General features: G+C 67.7%; 12 protein-coding genes and 1 pseudogene. 5 read left to right on the top strand and 8 right to left on the bottom strand.

Annotated elements, in window-relative coordinates; genetic code table 11:
• Positions 1-230: 230 nt before the first annotated feature.
• The 3 genes and pseudogenes from OG331_RS04390 to OG331_RS04380 form a co-directional block, all read right to left on the bottom strand.
• A pseudogene (locus tag OG331_RS04390) lies at positions 231-431 on the bottom strand (transposase); the annotation flags it as partial.
• A 628-nt stretch (positions 432-1,059) separates the two neighbouring features.
• Positions 1,060-3,462: a glycine-rich protein gene (locus OG331_RS04385; protein ID WP_406191732.1), complete on the bottom strand. Its 2,403-nt coding sequence runs from the start codon at positions 3,460-3,462 to the stop codon at positions 1,060-1,062.
• A 1,223-nt stretch (positions 3,463-4,685) separates the two neighbouring features.
• On the bottom strand, positions 4,686-7,076 hold the full coding sequence (locus OG331_RS04380; protein ID WP_406191730.1) for an Ig-like domain repeat protein: 2,391 nt from the start codon (positions 7,074-7,076) through the stop codon (positions 4,686-4,688).
• Positions 7,077-7,484: 408 nt separating this feature from the next.
• Between OG331_RS04380 and OG331_RS04375 the strand changes: the two genes are divergently transcribed.
• From OG331_RS04375 to OG331_RS04360, 4 genes are all read left to right on the top strand, one after another.
• The gene (locus OG331_RS04375) at positions 7,485-7,685 is read left to right on the top strand and encodes a hypothetical protein (RefSeq protein ID WP_406191728.1); all 201 of its coding nucleotides are present in this window, start codon (positions 7,485-7,487) and stop codon (positions 7,683-7,685) included.
• 123 nt (positions 7,686-7,808) lie between these two features.
• The gene (locus OG331_RS04370) at positions 7,809-8,024 is read left to right on the top strand and encodes a hypothetical protein (protein ID WP_406191726.1); all 216 of its coding nucleotides are present in this window, start codon (positions 7,809-7,811) and stop codon (positions 8,022-8,024) included.
• Positions 8,025-8,638: 614 nt separating this feature from the next.
• A complete protein-coding gene (locus OG331_RS04365; protein ID WP_406191724.1) occupies positions 8,639-9,691 on the top strand; it encodes a fibronectin type III domain-containing protein in 1,053 nt (350 codons plus the stop codon).
• 749 nt (positions 9,692-10,440) lie between these two features.
• Entirely contained in the window at positions 10,441-10,845 is a 405-nt protein-coding gene (locus tag OG331_RS04360) for an ATP-binding protein (protein WP_406209703.1), read from the top strand.
• A 465-nt stretch (positions 10,846-11,310) separates the two neighbouring features.
• Here OG331_RS04360 and OG331_RS04355 read toward each other — a convergent pair whose 3' ends face one another.
• From OG331_RS04355 to OG331_RS04335, 5 genes are all read right to left on the bottom strand, one after another.
• Positions 11,311-11,739: a hypothetical protein gene (locus OG331_RS04355; protein ID WP_406191722.1), complete on the bottom strand. Its 429-nt coding sequence runs from the start codon at positions 11,737-11,739 to the stop codon at positions 11,311-11,313.
• A 114-nt stretch (positions 11,740-11,853) separates the two neighbouring features.
• A complete protein-coding gene (locus OG331_RS04350; RefSeq protein WP_406191720.1) occupies positions 11,854-12,030 on the bottom strand; it encodes a hypothetical protein in 177 nt (58 codons plus the stop codon).
• Positions 12,031-12,336: 306 nt separating this feature from the next.
• Positions 12,337-13,188 carry a transposase gene (locus OG331_RS04345; protein WP_406191718.1) on the bottom strand — a complete coding sequence of 284 codons (852 nt, stop codon included), beginning with the start codon at positions 13,186-13,188 and terminating at the stop codon, positions 12,337-12,339.
• Positions 13,189-13,836: 648 nt separating this feature from the next.
• Positions 13,837-14,148 (bottom strand): hypothetical protein, encoded by a 312-nt coding sequence (locus tag OG331_RS04340; protein WP_406191716.1) that lies wholly within the window; start codon positions 14,146-14,148, stop codon positions 13,837-13,839.
• 188 nt (positions 14,149-14,336) lie between these two features.
• Complete coding sequence (locus tag OG331_RS04335) at positions 14,337-14,501, bottom strand: hypothetical protein (protein WP_406191714.1); 165 nt, start codon at positions 14,499-14,501, stop codon at positions 14,337-14,339.
• A gap of 1,293 nt (positions 14,502-15,794) precedes the next feature.
• On the opposite strand from OG331_RS04335, the gene OG331_RS04330 reads away from it, so the two are divergent.
• Positions 15,795-15,998 (top strand): hypothetical protein, encoded by a 204-nt coding sequence (locus OG331_RS04330; RefSeq protein ID WP_406191712.1) that lies wholly within the window; start codon positions 15,795-15,797, stop codon positions 15,996-15,998.
• The last annotated feature ends 160 nt before the right edge of the window (positions 15,999-16,158 follow it).

The following is a 16,158-nucleotide window of genomic DNA, read 5'->3' as shown; positions in this document are numbered from 1 at the left end:
AGACAGGGCCGCGACGACCTTCTGGCCCACGGCAGCACGACGTGGTGCGGGCACCGCGGGTATCCGGGGGACACCCCCCTGCCAGCCAAATGAGAGACCCACATCACACCACGCCCACCTCGGGGCCACCCCGCCCCACAGGGCCGGTCCCGGTACCCCGGGCTCTGCCCGCGCGCCCGCCCCCGCGCACCGGGCAGCCGGTAGCGGCGACAGCGCAATCAGCAGCCCGGCCCGCGGGAGTTCAGATCGACCGCCCATGTCACGTCCCGGCCCAGGTCGAGCACATCACCGATGAGCTCCAGCAGTTCCGGCTCGTTGTTCGCCACTTGCCGCGAGAGCACCACCTGGGCGTCGCCGTCGATCACCGTGCAGTGATGTTCCGCCTTGCCCGCGTCCGTACCAGCCCACAGTTCGGGCACGGCCACCTCCATCGTCGTCCGTCGTATGTCCCAGCAGACGACCTCGCCGACGTGTCCTTACACAGCGATCCAGTTCGCACATCCCCATGAGCGGCCGAGTCGTCGCGGGGCTCCGGGCGGCCAGTCACAGTGAGCCACACCAACGGCATGAGGATGGCAGCCACACCCGGAACCCTGGGCCTCCCGATTGGACGAAGGACCAGGACGAACCCAAGCAAGAAGGTAAGGAGGATGTCGGCTGTACCGCCCGGGGTGGTCTGACCCGCCGAACCCTCGACGCTTCGGTTGTCCTTTCCGGGAATCGTCGACCGTCCGGGCGGTACGCGGCGTGCATGCGTCCGGGCCGGGCGCCGGTGACCTTGTAGAAGCTCGGCCTCAGCTGTCGTCCGCCGTGACTCCCCGCGGCTTGCCGCCGGGGCGGGCACACGAAGGGCACCGGGTTGTTGCCGTACTCCCGGGCTGCCGGATGCGAAGGTTCGGCACGGTGTCGCTGAGGTCCGCCAGGCACGCCTGGCGTGGGGGCGGGCGTCCGGTGGGGGTGGGGTACCCACTGGACGCCCGCGGTGTGTGCTTGTCGTGTTCAGCTGCTCCTATGTTGTTTGCCTTGTCTGCGTTGTTGGGGGGGGTAGGGGTTGGGGGGTTAGGGGGCGAGTGTTTCGCATTGGGTGCCGAGGGGGGTGCATTGGTCGGTGCCGGGTCCGCCGTTGACGGTGTTGGTGCCGGTGCCGGCGCGGATGGTGTCGTTGCCGTTGCCGCCTTGGATGCTGTCGGTTCCGGTGCCGGTGGTGAGTTGGTCGTTGCCGTCGTCGCCCTGGACGCTGTTGGTGCCGTTGCCGGCGTTGACGGTGTCGTCGCCGGCTCCTGCGACGATGCTGTCGGTTCCGGTGCCGGTGGTGATGGTGTCGTTGCCGGCGCCGGACTGGACGCTGTTGGTGCCGTTGCCGGCGTTGATGGTGTCGTTGCCGGTGCCGGTTTTGATGCTGTCGGTGGCGTTGCCGGTGGTGACGGTGTTGGTGCCGTTGCCGGCGTCCACGGTGTTGGTGCCGTCGCCGGCGTTGATGGTGTCGTTGCCTGCGCCGGTGGTGATTTTGTCGTTGCCGGTTCCTGCGCAGATGAGGTCGTTGCCGCCGGCGCCGTTGATGGTGTCGTTGCCGTTCTTGCCGAGGATGATGTCGTTGCCGGGGGTGCCGGTGAGGACGTCGTTGCCGGCGGTGCCGTTCACGATGTGGACGGCGTGGGGGTCGAGGCCGGTGGTGGTGCAGGAGACGGGAGAGACGGTGAGGTGGTAGGTGCGGGTAGCGGGCGGCAGGTCGGATTCGTCGTTGGTGGCGGTGATGGTGAAGTCGGCGGTGCCGGCAGTGGTGGGGGTGCCGCTGATCAGGCCTGCGGCAGTCAGCTCCAGGCCGGCGGGCAGAGTGCCGTCGGTGACGGCGAAGTCGGTGTTGTCGGTGTCGTCGCCGGTTGTCAGCTGGGCGGTGTAGGGGACGTACTGGGTGGCGTCCTGGAGCGTGAGCGGCGTGATACTCGGGCCGACATCAAGGCGGAAGCCCGCCTTTTTCACGGAATTCTTGTATATGGCGTCCCCGCTGTAGTTGATACCCAGGGCGTAGTGGCCGGCGGGCAGCTGCACGTCGTGGAACACGGCCTTGCCGTCGGAGACGTCTGCCTGCGCCAGGACGCTGCCGGGACCCTCGGTCAGTGTGGCGGTGCCGGTGGGAGCGGGCAGTCCGCTGACACCGGATCCGGCTCGGACGTCGGCAGTCACCGTGATCTTGTCGGTGGCGGAGGGCGCGGACGGATCCGTCCCGGTGATGGTGACGTTGGTCGGTGCCTTCGCGACGGTGAGCGTGAACTCCTTGGACACGGTCCCGGAACTGTTCTCGGCCGTGACCGTGAAGGTAGGCGTGCCGAGGTCGTCGGTGCCCGCCGGTGTGCCGGTCACGGTGCCGGTGCCGTCACCGTTGTCGGTGAAGTCTGCCCAGGACGGCAGGCCTTGCGCAGTCAGGGCGGGAGTGGGTACGCCGCTGGCGGACACTGTGAACTCGCCTTCGCTGCCCAGCGTGAAAACAGCCGGATCCGTATCGGCGAAGACCGGCCCGCTGTGGTACGTGATGGTGACGCTCGGCGCCGCATCCGTCGGGGAATCGGTTCCGCCGTAGGAGGAACCGCCACCGCCACCACCCGCACCACTAATAATGAAGTCAGGCTGATGGATGAGTATGCCTCCGCCGCCTCCGCCGCCGTAGAGCCCGCCGCCGCCTCCGCCGCCGGCGGCGTTCCACTCCGCGGTGCCGCCGGAACCAAGCGCGCCCCCTGCCGCGCCTCCGTCACCGGCAGCGCCGCCTCCGGTAGCGGTGCCCGGCCCGCCGCCGGCCCCGCCGTTGCAATCGCCAGGTCGGCCCGCCTCCCCAGCGGCCCCGCCCACGCCTCCGGCACATTGCCCAGACTGTGCGCCTCCTCCGCCGCCTGCCGCCACGACGAGGCGGGAATCATCATCGGTCAGAGGGATGTTGCGGGGCTCGGTGCGGATGTCGGAGGCTCCGCCCCCTCCGCCGCCGGCCCAGCTGTTGGCGCCGCCGTTGAAGCCTCCGATACACTCCACACCCGGAACTGCTTGACAAGTCCCGCCGGTTGCGTTTCCGCCGACCTGAACGTAGAGGGTCGGTACATCGTCCACAGCGAGTGTTGCTGAGACCTGGGCGCCCTGTCCTCCACTCACCCCGCCGCCTGACCTGCCGCCGTGGCCGCCGATCGCCATCACCTCCACGGAGGTCACCCCGTCGGGGACGGTGAACTGGTGTTCACCTGTGGTGTTGTATGTGCAGGTGATGGTGCCGGCGTTGGGGGGCTCGCAGTTGTTGTCCAGGGCGTGTGCGGTGCCGGACAGTGTCAACGGCATGACTCCGGCGATGCACAGGACTCCGGCCGAGCTCAGGGCAGTGGCCATCGTGGCCGGCCGCCGGGGGCCGCGCCTGCTGCTGTTCCCTCCGACGGGATCGTGGCCGGACCTTCGGAACAGGGTGGTCATCGAGGCGAGTGACATCGCGACTCCTTGGGGGTGACGAGAGACAGGGCCGCGACGACCTTCTGGCCCACGGCAGCACGCGACGTAGTGCGGCACCGCGGGGATCCGGGGGACACCCCCCTGTCAGCCAGATGAGAGACCCACATCACACCACGCCCACCTCGGGGTCACCCCGCCCCACAGGGCCGGTCCCGGTACCCCCGGTTCTGCCCGCACGCCCGCCCCCGCGCAACCCGGGCAGCCGGTAGCGGCGACGCTTTCACCCCGTCACGGTCGACGGTTTGCGTCCCGCACGCCGTCGACCCACACCACGTACACCGTGGTGGAGCGGGCGTGGGTCTGGGCGTCCAGGTGGAGCGAGCCACTGTACGAACGTCTGTGAGGATGTCGGCTGTATCGCCTGGGGTGGTCTGACCCGCCGAACGATTGACGCCTCGGTTGTCCTTTCCAGGGATCGTCGACCGTCCGGGCGGTACGCGGCATGCATGCGTCCGGGCGGGGTCGTGTCCCGCATGTGGTGTAGCAGCGATCACGGCGAGATGCAGGTCGCACGGCCAATCAGCCTGCACGACACCCCTGCTGACCTGACTGGTCATCAGGTAGGAGGCCTTGGCCGGGGCGGCCGGCGAGGAGCCCCGGCCCTGGCTTCAAAGAAGGTCGCGGCAACGTCGGCAGTGTCGCGCCGTAGGCGTCACCAACTGGCGCAGCGTCAGACCCATCCGGCCGGCGGGCGCCTGCATCTGTCCCACGGCCTGCACTTACGCGGTGATCGCTGCTACACCACTTGGCGGGACACCATCCCGGGCCGGGCGCCGGTGACCTTGTAGAAGCTCGGCCTCAGCCGTCGTTCGCCGTGACTCCCCGCGGCTTGCCGCCGACAGCGGGCACGTGACGGGCACCGGGTTGTTGCCGTACTCCCGGGCTGCCGGATGCGAAGGTTCGGCACGGTGTCGCTGAGGTCCGCCAGGCAGGTTAGGCGGCGGTCGCAGATATCGCACCACCGTGACCGATCCGGCTACCGCGCCACTGATCGGGCCCGGCGCCGTTTCGACCGGCCTGCACCGGCCCGGTGCTGCTTGGACGGGCTTGTGCTGGATCGCCGGGCGTGGGGGCGGGCGTCCGGTGGGGGTGGGGTACCCACTGGACGCCCGCGGTGTGTGCTTGTCGTGTTCAGCTGCTCCTATGTTGTCTGCCTTGTCTGCCTTGTCTGCCTTGTCTGCGTTGTCTGCGTTGTTGGGGGGTTAGGGGGCGAGTGTTTCGCATTGGGTGCCGAGGGGGGTGCATTGGTCGGTGCCGGGTCCGCCGTTGATGGCGTTGGTGCCGGTGCCGGCGCGGATGGTGTCGTTGCCGTTGCCGCCTTGGATGCTGTCGGTTCCGGTGCCGGTGGTGAGTTGGTCGTTGCCGTCGTCGCCCTGGACGCTGTTGGTGCCGTTGCCGGCGTTGACGGTGTCGTCGCCGGCTCCTGCCACGATGCTGTCGGTTCCGGTGCCGGTGGTGATGGTGTCGTTGCCGGCGCCGGACTGGACGCTGTTGGTGCCGTTGCCGGCGTTGATGGTGTCGTTGCCGGTGCCGGTTTTGATGCTGTCGGTGGCGTTGCCGGTGGTGACGGTGTTGGTGCCGTTGCCGGCGTCCACGGTGTTGGTGCCGTCGCCGGCGTCGATGGTGTCGTTGCCTGCGCCGGTGGTGATTTTGTCGTTGCCGGTTCCTGCGCAGATGAGGTCGTTGCCGCCGGCGCCGTTGATGGTGTCGTTGCCCGCGAGCCCGAAGATCACATCATCGCCCGGGGTGCCGGTGAGGGTGTCGTTGCCCGTGGTGCCGGTGATCGTTGCTGTCGCGTTCGCGCAGGTGAGGGCGTTGACAGTCTGGGTGAGCTCGGGGCTGGTCGAGCCGTTGTGCGTGGCGTCGCCGCTGTAGTGGGCGGTGATCTGGTGTGAGCCGATGGTCAGGGTGCTGGTGGTGAATGTTGCGGTGCTGGAGCCGCTCAGGGCGATGTCGTCACCGATGACGGTGGTGCCGTCTGTGAAGTCCACGGTGCCGGCCGGGGTGGGGTCGGTGACGGTCGCGGTGAACGTCACGCTCTGGCCGGCGATGGAGGGATTCGGTGTGGAGGCCAGGGTGGTGGTGGTGTCGGCATACGCCACCGTGTAGGTGCAGTCTCGACTCGTGGTGTTGCCGGCCTCGTCGGTGGCCGTGGCGGTGAAGGTATGGGGTCCCCCGGTGCTGGTGTCAGGGCTGCCGGTGAGATGGGTGTCTGCCAGACCCGAGCCGGCGTCGGTGGCCGTTGCGGTGAAGGTGGCACCGGACTGCTGCAGGGTGTAGGCGGGGGCCGGGTCGGGGCAGGCGATGACCGGGCTGATGGCATCGACCGAGAACGTGACGCTCTGTACTGCCTCCGCATTGCCGGCATTGTCGATGCTCGCGGCGTACAGGGTGTGCTCACCGCCGGACACCGGATCGTCGCCGGTGTAGGGGCAGGGCTCGTCGGGGAGTGCAGCGAAGTTCTGCGGGGCTTGGGCCGGGTCGAGGACACAGCGGGTTTGCGCTACTCCCGTGCCGTCGTCCGTGGCGGTGACGAGCGGAGTGACGGGGCTCTTGTACCAGTCGTTGGAGCCGTCGGGAGTGCTGGGGTTCAGGGCGAGGGACGTGTGAGGTGCCGTGTTGCCCGCCAGCGTGTAGGTGATGGTGATGCTCGGGTCAGCATCGGCGTCGTCCACCCGGCCGCCGAAGGGCACGAGGGAGGACCCGCCGCCGCCGCCGCCCGCACCGACGTCAATATAGGCACCCCCTCGTCCGCCTCCGCCTCCGCCTCCGTAGAGGCCGCCCCCGCCCCCGCCGCCGGGGCCGTAGAAACCGGGGGTCAAAGCGTCACCGCCGGAACCAAGCGCGCCCGCCGTCCCATCTGGTGTGCCGCCGGCACCGCCGCCGGTAGCGGTGCCCGTGCCGCCGCCGGTTCCGCCGTCGCACGGGCCGTTCATGCCCGCTTGGCCAGCGTTTCCGCCCTTGCCGCCCGTACACTGAGCGCTATATCCGGAGCCGGTTCCGCCGCCGCCTGCGGCGACGATGAGGCGGGAGTCCTTGGTGGTGAGGGGGGTGGTGCGGGGCTCGGTGCGCAGGTCGGAGGCCCCTCCTCCTCCTCCGGAGGTGTAGTTACTGTTCCCGCCGCCGTTGAACCCGCCGATACACTCAAAGTACCCGTTAGCACAGGCCCTGCTGCCTGTTGGGTTTCCGCCGACTTCGACGTAGAGATCCTGCCCGCTGATCAGGCCTTTGAGGTTGCCCGAGACTCGGGCGCCCCGGCCTCCGTCCGTCCCCCCGTAATTTTGGCCGCCGTGGCCGCCGATCGCCATCACCTCCACGGAGGTCACCCCGTCGGGCACCGTGAAGGTCTGCTCCCCCCCTGTGAAGCCGTACGTGCAGGTGATGGTGGTGCCGGTGGGCTCGCAGTTGTTGTCCAGGGCGTGTGCGGTGCCGGACAGTGTCAACGGCATGACTCCGGCGATGCACAGGACTCCGGCCGAGCTCAGGGCAGTGGCCATCGTGGCCGGCCGCCGGGGGCCGCGCCGGCTGCTGTCCCCTCCGACGGGATCGTGGCCGGACCTTCGGAACAGGGTGGTCATCGAGGCGAGTGACATCGCGACTCCTTGGGGGTGACGAGAGACAGGGCCGCGACGACCTTCTGGCCCACGGCAGCACGACGTAGTGCGGCACCGCGGGATCCGGGGGACACCCCCCTGTCAGCCAGATGAGAGACCCACATCACACCACGCCCACCTCGGGGCCACCCCGCCCCACAGGGCCGGTCCCGGTACCCCCGGCTCTGCCCGCACGCCCGCCCCCGCGCAACCCGGGCAGCCGGTAGCGGCGACGCTTTCACCCCTCACGCATCACGGGTCGACGGCTTGCGTCCCATACGCCGTCGACCCACACCACGCTGGAGCGGGCATGGACCAGGGTGTCCAGGCGGAGCGTCCTGCCGGACGTACGACCTGGACGCCCCTGGGCCGCGTCTGCCCGGGATCGGCTACGCGACGTCAAAGGGCGTGCTCTTTCACAGCGTCCGCGGCAGCGAGTACGTCTCCCGCCGGTTCAAGCGGTCCTGTAGCCGCCTCGGCGTGACCCGGTCGATGGGAGGCGTCGGCTCGTGTTTCGATGACGCCGTCAGCGAGGCGTTCAACAGGGTCCTCAAGGCCGCATACGTCCACCGGTATACCTTCGCCGCCCGCACCGAGGCGCCGGGCTGAAGACCGCCACGTGGATCACCGGCTTTTGCGACACCCGCCGACCGCACAGCGTGTGCGGGCAGCGCAGCCCGATCGATCACGAGCACGGCCACCGGGCCAACCCTGCCCTGGAGCCGGCCGGCAATGGCGACACGGCTCATCCTCGCCCTCGCGGCAGTCCATGCCGCCCGGGTCGCCCAGATCGCCAACCTCATGCTCGACGACGTCGACCTCGGCAATCTTCGGCTGACCATCGCCGGCGCGTCCGCCCGCTCGACGATCTCACGCGGAACCTGCTGCTGGACTGGCTGGAGCGCCGGCGCCGCGGGTGGCCGGACACCGCGAACCTCCATCTGCTGATCAATGCCGCCACCAAGACCAGCCGCGCCAGCAACCACTGGATCAGTGCCGCGATGCGCGGGCAGGGCGCCACGTTGGAACGGCTCCGCGTCGACCGGCAACTCGAAGAGGCCCTGACGCACGGGCCCGATCCGCTCCACCTCGCCGAGGTGTTCGGGCTCGACGCGAAGACCCGATGCGCTACGCGGACTCCGCACGGGCCCTGCTGGAGCAGGCCGCCGAGACCGACCCCGCGGGTTGACCGCGAACCCACGGGTCCATCCACTGGAATCAGGAGCGCTGGGAAGTGCGCGTCCGGCCCTGAAACTCTGCCCTCAGATCGCCGCAGGAGTGAAAGCGTTCGGCCGCGACCCGGGCGGATACTCGATACCACCTGCCGTCCGAACGATTGGGTTTCCATGCCGCTACTGTTTCGATGCGATCCACACCGCCTTAGCCAGCCCGAGTCTGAACCGGTGAGAAGGCGCAGGCGTACCCGACTAGTCGCCACGCTAGGCATGCTCGCAGTGCCCGTATGGGCATTGGCCGTGCCGGATGCCCATGCCGCTTCGACTGCACCGGGTGCCGGCCCACCCCTTTATGTGGCCGAATACACTCGCGGGACAGTTGTGAAGGTGGCCTCGGACGGAACTCAGTCTTCGATTATCGACGGTTTGAATACTCCATACGCGATAGCGGTGGACGCCGCAGGTAACCGGTACATCGCGGACCTTTACGGTGACAAGGTAGTGAAGGTACTCCCTGATGGAAGCAAGACCACGATCGCCCATGGTCCAGCAGACGGCGGCCCATCAGACCTCACAGGTATCGATGACGCCTTTGGGGTGGCCGTGGATAGCACTGGAAATGTTTTCATCGCTGACTACAAACACCAGCGGCTGGCCAAGCTGACCCCTGACGGCACCTTGACCACTCTTGCTGACGGCTGGGACGGCCCGACCGGGGTAGCCGTGGATTCCGCAGGAAACGTCTACGGCAGCAAGTACTGGCTTGGTCAGGTTGTGAAAGTGAAGCCCGACGGTACGCAGAAGATTATCGCCGACTTCGGGCCGAATACACATCCCGACGGTATCGCGGTGGATGCCGCCGGAAACGTCTATATCGCAGTGTCACTGAGTAATAAAGTGGTCAAGGTGAGCCCTGGCGGAAAGCAGACTCAAATCGGCGGGACCATGCTCTTTCCCTGGGGTGTCGCAGTCGACTCCGCCGGCAACGTCTATGTTGCTCAGCAGAGCGGCGGTGATGTGGTGAAGGTGCCGCCGCGCTGTACCAGCAACGACTGCCATATCCCCGTCGGATCCGGCCTTGCCAATACCGCCGGTGTGGCGCTGGCGCCTCTGCCGTCCGCACCAACGAAGGTGAGAGTGCCCGCACCATGGAAGGGTCTGACACAAGGCCGGGCTGCCGTGTCGTTCAAGCCAAGTACTTCCCCTTCTGTCGTCAGCTACACCGTCACCGCCCGCAACCTTACACACCCCAATAAAGGTGGCCAGATCGCCCAGGGGACCCGATCACCGATCACCGTGGCCGGCCTCAGCCCCGGCGACCGTTATACCTTCACTGTGACCGCAACCAACAGGGCAGAGGGAACCAGCACACCATCTGCAGCCAGCAAACCGGTCTGGATCTCTGCACACACCAGCCCTTGGTGGCGCATCCTCTGGTAACTGCGCGTGGCAGTCGTGGACACCGACCCGCGCGCAACCCCCGCCCAGGGGGCGTTGAGTCACGTTGTTGGTGACCGGGTGGAATGCTCTTCGGGTTGGTTGTGTGGCGGGTAATCGGCCGTCTCGGGTGCGAGGCCGTCGTGCAGGAATCCACCGCTACCCGGCGGAGATCATGCCGCACTGTGTGTGTCGGCACTTCCGCTTCCCTGACTTCATACAGCTCGAGACACCTGACAGGCCGCCGCTGAACCGGCAGCGGATGGCCTTGGCCCGCAGGAACGAGCGGTGTTGCCCCGAATGCTGCGCATGGCTCCCGGACGTCGCGCAGGTGAAACCGTCGTGCAGTCGCGACGCAATTGGCCGATGATCTCCGGCGGGAGCGGAATCCCGGTTCGACGGCGTGTCCGCGAGCAGCCCTCCAGCGGCCCCCGACGGTCGGATGATCACGCCGTCGGGAGACGGCCGCCGCCCGGCCTGGCAATGCCGTCAGTGCCATCCTCTTGGACGCCTGTCCGGGAACCTCGAAGAACCTCGGTGTGGTGTTGACTGGAACAGGAAGGGCGTGGGACCGGGTCCGCTCCGGCGGCTGGTCTGCCTGATGCGCAACGGGCTGAAAGAGGAAGTGGGAAGTGATCGTTGTGGACCCCACTGTTACAGCCATCCCGGTCAAGCGGGGAGTCGGCCGCAGGAGCGCGGGACTGATCGTGACCGCGGCACGGGCAGCGGGAGGCGTCGCTCCCCGCCCGTGCATGTGGCGGCTGCCCCATCGGGCAGAGTCGGCGGGGACAGCACGCCGGATCGTGCGGCTGGTGCTGCACGAGTGCTGTGACGTGGATGAAGACACCCTCAGCGGCGCCGAGCTCGTCGTGTCGGAACTGGTCACCAACGCAATCGAGCATGCCCGCCCCCCTGTTGTCCTGTATGTCGAAGCCGACAGCTCCGCCGAAGGCGGCACCTGCAGCGTGCATATCGAGGTAACGGACGGCGGCCCCGCGGCCCAGGACGGCGAGTGGACCTCCAGTTGTTCCGAGGACGAGCACGGACGCGGAAGTGGCATTATCGACGTGCTCGCTTCCGACCATGGCACCCGCCCGCTTGGTCACGGAGTCACCCACTGGGCCGACATGCCTCCCACAGCCGAGCAGACTCCCTGAACCGGCTCACTGAACCTCTTTCATCCTGAATAGTCGCAGGTGAGGAGCGTGTGGTGGCCTGGACGGTGCGGCCGTGTAGGCAGCGGTAGCCGGTGGCCTGTGAGACACCCGCGCCGCGGGCCGGGCAGTGCACGCAGGGACCGGTCGCGGAACCAGCACAGCACCAGGACCGCTTGCCGGAAGGGTCCCAGGGTCCGCGAGCCCTTGGCAGTGCCGATCCGACACCGATGATTGGCCGTCAGTTTCGCCGGCATCTCTATGGCATGGCGCGGAACGTCGAGCAGGGCAACATGGGTGACCAGCGTGAAGCCCCCGGTACAGACGGTCTTGTAAGAGGGACCTGTCCCGCCAGGGCTTCACGCCTATCTGCAGCCGCCCTCATGCACCGGCGACGGCGAGATCATTTCATTGAGAAAACCTCAGTTTTCACACAAGGGCGACCGTGAGCCCGCAGAAGCCCCGGTTTTACGAATTTGGATCCATCATTTGAAACAGAACATATCCGTCCTGCAGGCCCATGCAGCGCAGGCCGGGTCGCTGCGCGACGTCGTTAAATCCCTCAAACCAAATATCGAATAGCTGGGTCGGGTCATAAAGCACGACAGGATACCGCCCGTTCCCGTCGTCCATGAACCACACGAGGGTGTCAGTGGGCGGCAAATTATCGTCGGGCATCTGCCCAGGCCAGGAAACCACGTTCTCCTCGTTCGGATTTTTATTCTCGCGAACAACCCTCACATTTATAACAGGCATACTGCCGTCCTCTTCCAGCGATTCCTTCGGCGCCCCGGCTCCCCGGCTCCCCGAGTTCCATGAGTATTCCGGCCGGCCGTCGTCTTGAGTTGGGCCAAAAGGACAGGTCTGCTGTGTACAGTCTTTTTCCCTTTCGTGCACACCGTGTTTGCAGTCCGTGGAGCGACATCTGCCCCGGCCGCGGTGTTCAGGAGGTCACTGGAGCGGTTTAGGGGCTCGCAGTCTCTGAGGTGAAAAACCTTCCGCAGTTGATCGTCAGGCTGCGGGAGGTTCGGCGGTGCTCTGATAGCCGAGGTCGCGGAGCCCGGCGAGGTGGCGGGCCACTCGGCGGTCGGGGGAATCGGGTCGGGTGAAGTAGTCGGCGCCCAGATCGGGATCGGGCCGGCTGCGGTCGAGCATGCGGTTGATCGCGACGATGATGGAGTGTTCCACCGCTCTGCCTTGGCGTTTATGCGGCTCTGCTGCTTGCGACGGTCGTGATGGGATTCAGTTTGTCCTGTTTTCCGGCGGGGGGTGTTCATGTGCGCGATGCTTGTTCTTCACGCCCGTTGGCCGACCAGGTCCTGCGGTGCTCGTTCTCGGTGCGCCGGCCGGCTGAGGGGTCTTTTCCGTGGAGGCGGCGAAATCCTCGACGGACGCGTGGGGGTGTGAGGCGTCCTTGGCGCGCGGGCCGTTCCCAGGTTCTGCGGAGGTCTTCTGCGAGGGGCCGGGCAAGGCGGAGTTGGGTGTGGGCGGCGATCACGAGGTACTGACCAGCCAGGTCCAGTGATCGGCGGCGGCCGGCTCGCGGAGTTCGGGAGTCGTCCAGCCCAGCGTCTGCTTGGACACCCTGAAGGTGTGTTCAAGGCCGAACCTGCGCAGGAAACGCCTGCCAGAGCCGGTCCACATCCCAGGCGGTGGCGCCGGTGACTGACCACCACAGCCAAACCGGCCGGGGATTGCGCTCGCCCCGTAGATGGTCGACCTGAAGACGGACGACGGTGTTTTCGATGACCGGCAGCTGTCCTTCAGGGTAGTTGGCCCAGGCCGAGCGCCGGACCAGCAGTGGGTGCAGGCGGTCAACACCGCGGTGGCGTCGGCCTTGCCGTAGTGCGTGGTGTCAGTCAGCGTGGTGACGGACGGAACTGGCTGGGTGGCCGGATCCTCGAACGTGAACTCCGCCCCGCGCTTGGGCGTGCACCCGCGTTTGCCCGCCGGCTGCGGCAGGGGCGGGAAGTACACGACGCGCTCCGAGCGCATCCGGCCCAGCAGCTCAACGGGCAGCTCAACGGGCAGGTCAGCGAGCAGGAAAGCCAGGCGGCTCAGGTCACAGCCGGCATCGACGACGATCAGGACGGGCGGGGCGCCGCCCTGCCACTTGCCGGCCACATACAGCCGCTGGAACACCCCCCGGACCTGGACCGCGGTGACCGTGATCTCGTCGTCCCGGGGCCGCAGCCGGGGCCGGGCCACGTCCAGCTCGGCCGTCCACGACGTCCGGCCCGGCTGCGGAGCAGCGACGAAGGAATAGGGCCGCCCGGGGATCATCTGAGCCGAACCCTGCCCGGCCGTATGTGGGGCAGAACAGCCGGTCGCCGCTGGTATTCGCATCCGCCGCAGTCAGTTGCCGACATCGACCGCCCGGACCAGCCGCACCTCAGCGAGCGTGAAACCGGCGCGGGCCCGGCCGGCCGCGCGCGACCAGGCGTTTCGCCTCCGACCAGGGCCAGGTGAGGAGCGTGTGGATGGCCTGGACGGTGCGGCCGTGCAGGTAACAGTAACCGGTGGCCTGCGAATGACCGGCTGACTACCGCCGAGCGTGCGGAGTCGGCCGACCTCCGCACGGAGAATGCCCGGCTCAGGCAGGCGAATGACGTGCTGCGCACGGCGTCGGCTTTTCTCGCGGCGCAGCTCGACCCCACCCGCCCAGATGACGGCGCTTGCCGGAAGGGTCCCAGGGTCCGCGAGCCCTTGGCAGTGCCGATCCGACACCGATGATTGGCCGACAGTTTCGCCGGCATCTCTATGGCATGGCGCGGAACGTCGAGCAGGGCAACATGGGTGACCAGCGTGAAGCCCCCGGTACAGACGGTCTTGTAAGAGAGACCTGTCCCACCAGGGGCTTCACGCCTATCTGCAGCCGCCCTCATGCACCGGCGACGGCGAGATCAATTCGCTGAGAACCTCAGTTTCACACAATGCGACCGAGGCCGTCCCGCTTCATGAGCCCGCAAAAGCCCTGTTTTACGATTGGATCCATCACTCAAACCGAAGATATCCGCCGCCGCCCTCCCACCAGCCCGTGCAGCGATGGCCGATTCGCTGCGGGGAACCCTCAAGTCCCGTCCCCAGCACCCAAATATCGAAAGTTGCGTTCGGGTCACTCATCACATCAGGCATCGGTCCGTCCAAAAGCACCAAGGTATCGGCACTATCGTCGGGCATTACTCCCGTCCAGGAAGCCACCGCCGTCACCGGTTCTCCCTCGCGAACAATCGTCACATTTACCAGCGGCATGCTGTCGTCCTCTTCGTAGTGATTCCTTCGACGCCTCGGCTCCCCGAGTTCCATGAGTATTCCGGCCGGCCGTCGTCTTGAGTTGGGCCAAAAGGACAGGTCTGCTGTATACAGTCTCCTTCCCTTTCGTGCACACCGCGTTTGGCCGTGGAGCGACATCTGCCCCGGCCGCGGTGTTCAGGAGGCCACAGGAGCGGTTTAGGGGCTCGCAGCCTCTGAGGTGAACCTTCCGCAGTTGATCGTCAGGCTGCGGGAGGTTCGGCGGTGCTCTGATAGCCGAGGTCGCGGAGCCCCGCGAGGTGGTAGGCGGCTCGGCGGTCGGGCAAATCGGGGCGGGTGAAGTAGTCGGCGCCCAGATCGCGATCGGGCCGGCTGCGGTCGAGCATGTGGTAGATCGCGACGATCATGGAGTGTTCCACCGCCTTGGCTTGGCGTTTATGAGCTCTGCTGCTTGTGACGGTCGTGACGGGATTCAGTCTGTCCTGTTTTCCGACGGAGTGCTCACGTGCGCGATGCTTGTTCTTCATGCCAGTTGGTCACGTCATAGCCGGCATCGACGACGATCAGGACGGGCGGGGCGCCGCCCTGCCACTTGCCGGCCACATACAGCCGCTGGAACACCTCCCGGACCTGGACTGCGGTGACCGTGATCTCGTCGTCCCGGGGCCGCAGCCGGGGCCACGTCCAGCTCGGCCGTCCACGACGTCCGGCCCGGCTGCGGAGCAGTGACGAAGGGAATAGGGCCGCCCGGGGATCATCTGAGCCGAACCTCTGCCCCGGCCGTATGTGGGGCAGAACAGCCGGTCGCCGCTGGTATTCGCATCCGCCGCAGTCAGTTGCTGACATCGACCGCCCGGACCAGCCGCCCCTCAGCGAGCGTGAAACCGGCGCGGGCCCGGCCGGCCGCGCGCGACCAGGCGTTTCGCTGTCGACCGCAGTACCTCCGCCCGCGTCGGCACCATGTCCAGGCCGAACAAGACAGCCATTCTCCTGGCAGGTCAGCGGCCCCTGACGAAGCCGGGCCCGGTCCGCGGAATGCGCTGGTGGTCCACCGACAGCGCCGACCGGGCGAGCCCCTCACGCCACACCGACACCTGCGACTTCGCCGTGGTCGGCGCTGACGGTGTCTCCCCGGCCTGCCCCGTGGCCGGCGTTGTCCCCTCGGCCCGGGCGTGGGTCCGGGCTCGTCCACGGGGGCCGGTGCCTTGCCGACCTGCGGGCGGGCGATGGCCCACACCGGCTGTTCCCGCTCGGCCACGGCCAACTCGGCCTGAATACGGTCGGCTTCCTCCCTCAGCCCGTCCTCGCGACGGCGCGCGGCTCGAGCAGCGGGCGCTGTTCCGCAGCCCCACGACCGACGGCATCCACGACCTCCACCGCCAGCGACGACACGCCACCACTCCCACCGAAACGTCCGCGGTGCTATGCCCGAGCACCGAAAACGCAGTCCCCAAGTCCGGCACCCCCCAGGCAGGCAGGCGGGCGGGCCACCGAACCGGCCCGTTGTCCTGCCCTGCCGCCACCACACTCCTTCACGCGACCCTCCCTGCACGGCACGTTCCCCCGACATCCACAAAGGCCCCCGTGGAAACTGACTCAGGACACCCCCCCACCCCCGCTGCGCCGGCACCGGACACAACCAGCGCACCCGCTCGGGTATCTGGGACCGAGCGGCCGACGACGACGCCCACCCGTGCGCCGTGCGGGCCTTCATCATCAGTTCCTGCGCCCTCATCCAACTGACCACCCTGTGCCTGCTCACCCTCAGCGGCAGCCTCCCCGCCACCCACGCCTACCTCATGGCAACACCCCCCGCCGCCGCAGCCGCCACAAGCCTCCTCGCCCTGCTCACCGCACACAAAACCCGCTCCCCACAAACCCCTCAGCGGCTCCCGCGGAGTTAGGCCGGCTCGGGGCGGCGCATTGACTGCGCCATCCGCTCGGCCACGTCCGCCCGGACCATGCCCAGATGCACGTACGGCGCTGCCGCTGTGGGTCACCATCGGGCGCACGCCGCCCCGCACGCGCTCGGGGAGACCGAGACAGGCCAGGGCCGCCCGGGAT

This window comes from Streptomyces sp. NBC_01017, from assembly GCF_045162795.1.
GTDB classification, from domain to species: domain Bacteria; phylum Actinomycetota; class Actinomycetes; order Streptomycetales; family Streptomycetaceae; genus Streptomyces; species Streptomyces machairae.
Note: the sequence above shows the minus strand (reverse complement) of the source record. Positions and strands in the feature narration are given on the sequence as shown.

Coding starts and splice junctions, on each gene's coding strand:
- OG331_RS04335 (WP_406191714.1), bottom strand. CDS start 14,501: ATGATCGTCGCGATCTACCACATGCTCGACCGCAGCCGGCCCGATCGC.
- OG331_RS04345 (WP_406191718.1), bottom strand. CDS start 13,188: ATGCGAATACCAGCGGCGACCGGCTGTTCTGCCCCACATACGGCCGGG.
- OG331_RS04360 (WP_406209703.1), top strand. CDS start 10,441: ATGTGGCGGCTGCCCCATCGGGCAGAGTCGGCGGGGACAGCACGCCGG.
- OG331_RS04380 (WP_406191730.1), bottom strand. CDS start 7,076: ATGTCACTCGCCTCGATGACCACCCTGTTCCGAAGGTCCGGCCACGAT.
- OG331_RS04370 (WP_406191726.1), top strand. CDS start 7,809: ATGGCGACACGGCTCATCCTCGCCCTCGCGGCAGTCCATGCCGCCCGG.
- OG331_RS04385 (WP_406191732.1), bottom strand. CDS start 3,462: ATGTCACTCGCCTCGATGACCACCCTGTTCCGAAGGTCCGGCCACGAT.
- OG331_RS04340 (WP_406191716.1), bottom strand. CDS start 14,148: ATGGAACTCGGGGAGCCGAGGCGTCGAAGGAATCACTACGAAGAGGAC.